At 62.2% G+C, this 6958-nt stretch carries 7 protein-coding genes and 1 tRNA gene; 2 read left to right on the top strand and 6 right to left on the bottom strand.

The features are described from left to right. Positions 1-285 precede the first annotated feature (285 nt). On the top strand, positions 286-1008 hold the full coding sequence (locus A3728_RS11520) for an invasion associated locus B family protein (protein ID WP_067923696.1): 723 nt from the start codon (positions 286-288) through the stop codon (positions 1006-1008). Between the two features lie 191 nt (positions 1009-1199). Here A3728_RS11520 and A3728_RS11525 read toward each other — a convergent pair whose 3' ends face one another. The 4 genes from A3728_RS11525 to A3728_RS11540 are packed head-to-tail and all read right to left on the bottom strand — an operon-like array spanning position 1200 to position 5439. Continuing rightward, positions 1200-2408: a beta-ketoacyl-[acyl-carrier-protein] synthase family protein gene (locus tag A3728_RS11525; RefSeq protein ID WP_067923699.1), complete on the bottom strand. Its 1209-nt coding sequence runs from the start codon at positions 2406-2408 to the stop codon at positions 1200-1202. A 3-nt stretch (positions 2409-2411) separates the two neighbouring features. Then, the gene (locus A3728_RS11530; RefSeq protein WP_067923702.1) at positions 2412-2669 is read right to left on the bottom strand and encodes an acyl carrier protein; all 258 of its coding nucleotides are present in this window, start codon (positions 2667-2669) and stop codon (positions 2412-2414) included. Between the two features lie 33 nt (positions 2670-2702). After that, positions 2703-3791, bottom strand: a complete 1089-nt coding sequence (gene lpxD, locus A3728_RS11535; RefSeq protein WP_067923705.1) for a UDP-3-O-(3-hydroxymyristoyl)glucosamine N-acyltransferase — start codon at positions 3789-3791, stop codon at positions 2703-2705. A 31-nt stretch (positions 3792-3822) separates the two neighbouring features. Beyond that, positions 3823-5439, bottom strand: coding sequence for a L,D-transpeptidase family protein (locus tag A3728_RS11540; protein WP_067923708.1), 1617 nt, complete (start codon positions 5437-5439; stop codon positions 3823-3825). Positions 5440-5752: 313 nt separating this feature from the next. Between A3728_RS11540 and A3728_RS11545 the strand changes: the two genes are divergently transcribed. Then, entirely contained in the window at positions 5753-6322 is a 570-nt protein-coding gene (locus A3728_RS11545) for a YcbK family protein (protein ID WP_067923711.1), read from the top strand. Positions 6323-6500: 178 nt separating this feature from the next. Here A3728_RS11545 and A3728_RS11550 read toward each other — a convergent pair. Together A3728_RS11550 and A3728_RS11555 are read right to left on the bottom strand one after the other, a co-directional pair. Then, positions 6501-6577 (bottom strand) — tRNA-Arg (locus tag A3728_RS11550). 48 nt (positions 6578-6625) lie between these two features. After that, positions 6626-6958, bottom strand: a 333-nt coding sequence (locus tag A3728_RS11555; protein WP_067923715.1) for an aminotransferase class V-fold PLP-dependent enzyme, incomplete at its 5' end; no start/stop codon positions are given.

Genomic DNA, 6958 nt, shown 5'->3' on the forward strand with positions numbered 1-6958 from the left:
TGGCCCATATTTCGTGCCACTAAAGTCGCATTTTTGCTGTTGACCGTCGTTCGCCGCTTTCGTAACGTGGCGTCAATAAGTCGGCCCAGTCCGACGGGGAGAGAAGAACGTGAAAGAAGGTGCCTCGGCACCTTCTTTTTCGTTTGGGCCCCTAGGCTTGCGGCCTAGCCTTCACGGGGCGGTCCGCGAAAACTTGCCACCTGATGCACCCGCGCGGGGGGATCCCCGCTGACATGTCCGCAACAGCATGTTAAAGGGCCGTGACCCAACAATAGTGGAACCGACATGAGCAAGTTTTACACCGCCCTGCCCGTATGCCTCGCGCTTTCGGTGGCACCCTTTGCCGCCCTTGCACAAACGGCATCCACCGGCACAAAGGTAGAGACCGACACAACCGCCCAGACCGACGATGCGGCACAGACCGATACCGCTGCCGAAGCTGAGAGCACCGCGACGACAGAAACCGAAACGGAGGCATCGGAAGAGGCTCAGTCCGGCGGCGCCAGCGTCGTGGATCAGCTGAGCCTTGGCGAAGACGCCGATCAGCCGAACCAGCTTGGCCAGACCTATACCGGTGAAACCATCGGCGCATGGGAACTGAAATGCATCCGCACCGAGGAAGAGCAGGACCCCTGCCAGATGTATCAGCTTCTGGAGGATGGTGAGGGCAATGCCGTCGCCGAATTCTCGCTGTTCCGTCTGCCTGCGGGCGGCAAGGCGACTGCGGGCGCGACCATCGTCGTACCGCTCGAAACCGCCCTGCCCCAGCAATTGAACATCGCCGTCGATGGCGGCAAGGCGCGGCGCTATCCCTATGCCTTCTGCAACCCGGTCGGCTGCTATGCCCGCCTCGGCCTGACAGAGGACGACGTAAATGCCTTCAAGCGGGGCAACAAGGCGGTCATCACTATCGTGCCCGCACTGGCACCTGACCAAAAGGTAGAGCTGGACCTGTCGCTCGACGGGTTCACCGCGAGCTTCGATAAGGCATCTGTCATTCAGGAGTGAGCCTAGGCTCCCTCTTTGCTAGAATGACGAAGGGCCGCCCATGGGGCGGCCCTTTGCGTTTCGGGGTGTAGCCTCCGACGCAGAGCCTTGCGGGCGCGTTGATCGTTATGCAGACAGTCCCGACGTCGTACCCGCCCAAAGCAAAGGCGCATCGCGCCGCCGGGCAGCGCCGCATCGCGCCCGGCCCAGCCTCAGACGGCGCGCAGGGCCAGTACCGCGTTCATGCCACCAAAGGCGAAGGCGTTCGACAGCGCGACGGTCACGCGGGCTTCGCGCGCTTCGTTCGGCACCACATCGAGATCGCATTCCGGGTCGTGCTGCTCATGGCCGATGGTGGGGGCCACCACGCCGTCCCGCAGCGCCATGATGCAGGCCAGCAGCTCCACTGCCCCGGTGGCCCCGATGGCATGCCCATGCATCGATTTCGTCGAACTGATCATGAGCGCGTCGGCATGGCTGCCGAAAATCTCGCGCACGGCGGCGCATTCCGTTCTGTCATTGGCGGCGGTTCCGGTGCCATGGGCGTTGATATAGCCCACCTCGCTGCGGTCGATGCCCGCATTCTGCAGCGCGCCGCGCATGGCGCGCACGGCCCCGTCCCGCGAGGGCATCACGATGTCGGAGGCATCCGACGTCATGGAGAAACCCGATACCTCGCACAGGATATCCGCGCCCCGGGCCTTTGCATGTTCGTACTCCTCGAAGACGAAGATACCCGCGCCTTCGCCCTGAACCATCCCGTTGCGATTGGCCGAAAAGGGGCGGCAGGCGTCGCGGCTCATGACGCGCAGGCCTTCCCAGGCCTTCACCCCGCCAAAGCAGAGCATCGATTCCGACCCGCCGGTGATCATGACGGGGCTGACACCGGAGCGCACGAAGGCGAAGGCCTGCGCCATGGCGTGGTTCGACGACGCACAGGCCGTAGACACGGTGAAGGACGGCCCCTGCAGGTTCCATTCCATGCTGATATGGCTTGCCGCCGCGCTGTTCATCAGCCGGGGCACGACGAAGGGGTGAACGCGGTTCTTTCCTTCCTCGTAGACCGCGCGGTAATTGTCATCCGAGGTGCCGATGCCGCCGCCGGCGGTGCCCAGTATGACCCCGGTGCGCATGGCGAGTTCATCGTCAAAGGTCAGCCCCGACTGGACGATCGCCTCCCGCGCCGCCACCAGTGCGAACTGCGTGAACCTGTCGTAGAGCGAGAGTTGCTGCCGATTGAAATGATTTTCGGGGGTAAAGCCGTGGACCTGCCCGCCGATACGGATCGAAAGCCGGTCGGTATCGCGGAAATCGAGCGGCCCGATGCCGCAGACCCCATCGCGCATGGCCTGCATGGTGCCCGGCACGTTCGATGCCAGCGCGTTGATCGTGCCCGCACCGGTGATGACGACGCGGTGCATGGGCTACCCCTGTTCCGCCTTCAGCCGCTTGATCCCCGCCACGATCTGCGCGACCGACGAAATATCGAAATCGGACTCTTCGGGGTTGTTGGCGTTGAAGGGAACCGAAATGTCGAAAGTTTCTTCGATGGCGAAAATGCTTTCCACAAGGCCGAGGCTGTCGATGCCGAGCGACTCGGGCGTGCTGTCCAGATGCACGTCCTCCGGCGGGATCATCGCCTGTTCCGCTATAATCTCGATTACCTGTCTTTCGATGTCCATCAGGGCATGTCCCGTTCTTGCCGCCTGCCTGATTTAGTCACCCTCACCCGATTTGAAAACCGCCTTTTGCAGCGCGGCGATGTCCCGCAGGATACGCGGCAGTTTGCGCTGGTTCTTGTAGATTTCCATCTGCTTGTCCATCTGCGTGGCCGGGTAGCCAAGGATGGTACGGCCCGCGGGCACGTTGGAAAGAATGTTGGTGCCGCCCCCCGCGATGACCCCTTCACCGATAAAGATATTGTCGCCCACGCCGACCTTGCCGCCCAGCACGACGTTGTCGCCGATGCGAACGGAGCCTGCGACGCCCACCTGTCCGCACAAAAGGCAGTTGCGCCCGACCACGGTATTGTGACCCAGATGCGCCTGGTTATCGAGCTTGGTATTGTCGCCCACCACCGTGTCACGAATGGTGCCCCTGTCGATGGTGGCACCCATGCCGAGTTCCACGTCGTCGCCGATGCGGACCGATCCCAGCGAATGGATGCGCGCCCAGTCCTGCGCCTGCGTGTCGCCCCGGTCGCCCAATGTCTTGCGCGCCTGTTCGACGGTGCTGGGTTCGGGGGTGACATAGGAAAACCCGTCGCCACCTACCCGCGCGCCAGGTTGTGCGATGAAACGGTCGCCGATATGAACCCGCGCCCCGATGCTCGCATGTTCGCGCAGCAGAGCCTCTTTGCCGATCACCGCATCCACGCCCACGAAGGCAAGCGGGCCGATCACGCTGTCGGCTCCGATCCGCGCCCCCCGGGAAATCACGGCGAGCGGCCCGACGCTGACATTGTCGCCCAGTTCCGCGTCGGGATCGATGACCGCACTGGGATGGATGCCCCTGTCATAGCCCGCGCCCGGGTCCATCATCCGCGTCAGACCGGACATGGCAAATCGCGGGCGGGCGGGGAAAATCGCCGCCTTCAACCCGTGGCTTTTCCAATCGGCCCCCTGCCAGAGCATCGCGGCCTCGGCCGCGCCTTCTGCCAGTTTGCCCGCGTATTTCGGATCCATCGCAAGGGCCAGTTGCCCTTTGCGCGCGGCGTCAGGCTCGGCGAGACCCGTCACCTCAAGCGACAGGTCTCCTTCTGCCTCGGCTCCCAGCGCGTCGGCGATCTGCTGAACGGTGTACATCGGCAATCTCCAAAAGAGGTGTTGCCGTGGTCTAGCCTTGGACGCCGCCCAATGTCACCCCCGCGCGGCTCAGTGCATCCCAGATGCGCCCGTCGCGGCCATAAACGTCTTCACGGTATTCGGTGACGCCACGGGCATTGGTAAAGGCGGTGCGGTAGATCAGATGGACCGGCACCGGCTGCTCGAGGTTCACCCGGGTTTCGCGGCCGGAGTTCAGATGCTTCTTGAACAGACCCTCGGGATCGTCCGTTTGCCGTGCCAGAAGCGCATAGGCGAATTCGAAAGGTTCGGCCAGCCGCACGCAGCCATGGCTGAAGTCACGCACATTCTGATCGAAAAGCGATTTGGCGGGCGTGTCATGCAGGTAGATATTGTACTTGTTGGGGAACATGAACTTCACCAGACCCAGCGCATTGTCCCGACTGGGGGGCTGCCGCATGGAATAGGGAAAGCTGCGCGCCGAAAAGGCCCGGAAGTTGGCCGACCCCCGGTTCACCTTGCGGCCCCGGTTGTCCGTGATCTCCATATGCTGGAGCGCATAGGGATTGCGTTTCAGCACCGGCAGATATTCCTTCGTCGCGATGGAACGCGGAACGTACCAGCTCGGGTTGATGACCATGTGATCCATCACGTCCGAGAATTCCGGCGTGGGGCGATCGTCCTGCCGCGCGCCGACGACGGAGCGGGTCATGAAGGTCAGCTTGCCGTTGTCGATGATCCGGGTGTGGAAGTCGGGCAGGTTCACGAGGATATGGCGTTCGCCCCGCTCGACGTTCAGCCAGCGCTCCCGCTCCAGCGCCACGACGACGGACTGCAGCCGTTCGGCCACGGTCTTGTTGATCTGTACGAGGGTGTTTTCACCGGCGACGCCGTCTTCTTCCAACCCATGGCTGCGCTGGAAGGCAAAGACCGCGTTCTCAATCTCCGCGTCATAGACCTGCGTGTTGCTGCGGGCGAGAAAGCCCATGGCAATGAGCCGGTTGCGCAGCGCCACCACGGCGGCACCGGAATCGCCCCGCTCAAGCTTGGCCGAAGGTACCTGGGGGCCCCATCCGCCGCGCACCAGCAGCCGCTCCATCGTCAGCTTCTGCTTGAGCAGCGCGTTGTATTCGAGCGTCGTGGGCGGCAGGCTGCGGAAAACGGCGGCGGAGGGTTTGCTGGTGATATCCACCAGATAGCTCCGGCGTTCGCGGTAGGGCACTTCGCGCTTGATGCCGTTGTCCACCCGGGACGGGATCAGAATGCCCGTCTGAATGTCGCGGGCATATTCGAGGTATGCTTTCGTAAGCGTCACTTCGGCCACGCCGCGCTCCCACGCGGTATCGGCCTCCCCCAAGTCTTCGAGCAGGCCGCGGGCATCGTATTTTGCCTCCGGCAGACCATGGGCGCGGGCGTTGGCAAGCGCGCGCAGCAGTTCCGAGCGGCGCTCGCGGTGGGTTTCCTCCGCGCCGGTCCAGACGGGTGCATAATCGGTGTCGCGGTAGAAGGCGGCGATGTCTTCGTCCTGCGCGGCGCTCTGGGCGACGGCTTGCTTGAAGGCGGTGACCTGCGCGGCAAGGGGGCCGGACAGCAGACTGAATACCGTGATGGCGGCTGCGCCGAAGGCTTTCGTGGCCTGGGACCGAGCCGTTGCTGTGTAGCTTAACATCAGGATTCTCCTTCAATAACTCTGGCGAGCACCCTCCTTTTTCGGGTCCGTGCCGGGTAAGTGTCCATTCACAAATGGGTGCGACTTGGCCCAAGGAAACCCCTGATGCGCAGATGCCACTATTCCTGACACAAACGCACCGAAACGCCGATTTGCGCAAAAACTTGCCTAAACTTGTCGTGATCCGGAACCGTCCGGATTCATCTCTTGGTTCGATTTGGGGCCTATGTAATAACGATGTTGCATCTGGGGATGAGATGTATTGCCCATGTAACATCTTGGGTACGACTTAGGCAGATTGGGACAGGAACACATGACAGGCACATGCTCTTCGGGGATGACCCGGCGCGCCCTCTTGGGTGCATTCGCAGCAACCACACTCACAGCAGCACCGACATTCGGCAACGCGGCAGGCTTCCTGCGTGGCGCGGGCGATATCCGCCGCGTTCGGATGTATTCGGGCCGCACCGGTGAACGGATCGATATGATCTACTGGATCGAAGGCCAGTACATCGCGGATGCTGTCAAGGAAATCAACTACTTCATGCGCGATTGGCGCACCGATGGCATCGCCAATATCGACCTGCGCACCGTTGATATCATGGCAGCCGCGCATAATCTTCTGGATGTCAGCGAACCTTATATGCTGCTTTCCGGCTATCGCAGCCCCAAGACGAACGCGATGTTGCGCTCCCGCTCAGGCGGCGTTGCAAAGAATTCGCTGCATATGAAGGGTCAGGCGGCCGATCTGCGGCTTTCCTCACGCTCCGTTCATCAGGTGGCGCGGGCAGCCATTGCATGCAACGCAGGCGGGGTCGGACGTTATTCAAACTCCAACTTCACCCACATGGATTGCGGCAACGTACGCAGCTGGGGCGGCTGAGCCACCCATCTTCGCTGCTATGTAAAAACGGGCGCCTTCGGGCGCCTCTTTTTTTTTGGAAGCGGACAGGGGAGTGTCCGCAGTCAGTCAAGCGATTTTACATCGTCTGCAGAGGGAACCCCGCCAAGACGAAGTGGTTCCGAAAAAAATCAGAAAAAATTACGGCGGTGTGGAAGAGTGGCGGACCATAGAGGATTCGAACCTCTGGCCTCTGCCTTCGGAGGGCAGCGCTCTATCCAGCTGAGCTAATGGTCCACGGCTGCGGTATAGCCACGCGCACCGCGTCCTGCAAACACAAAACGCCTATCCGAAGAGATCATGTGCGAGTTCAAGCGCCTCGACCAACGTATCGACTTCTTCCTTGGTGTTATAGAGCCCGAAGGAGGCGCGGCAGGTCGCCGTCACACCCAGATGTGCCATGAGCGGCCCGGCGCAGTGATGCCCCGCGCGCACGGCGACACCCTTCTTGTCGAGGATGGTCGAAATATCATGGGCATGGGCGGCACCGCTGAGCGTGAAGCTGAAAATCGCGGCCTTGTCCGGCGTGCGGCCCTGCATCTGCAACCAGTTGAGATCCCCCAGCCGCGCCGCCGCGTAATCCCGCAGGGAATCCTCATGCGCCGCGATCTTGTCCAT

Origin of the sequence: Sulfitobacter sp. HI0040, assembly GCF_001634885.1 — a bacterium.
Taxonomy (GTDB): Bacteria; Pseudomonadota; Alphaproteobacteria; order Rhodobacterales; family Rhodobacteraceae; genus Sulfitobacter.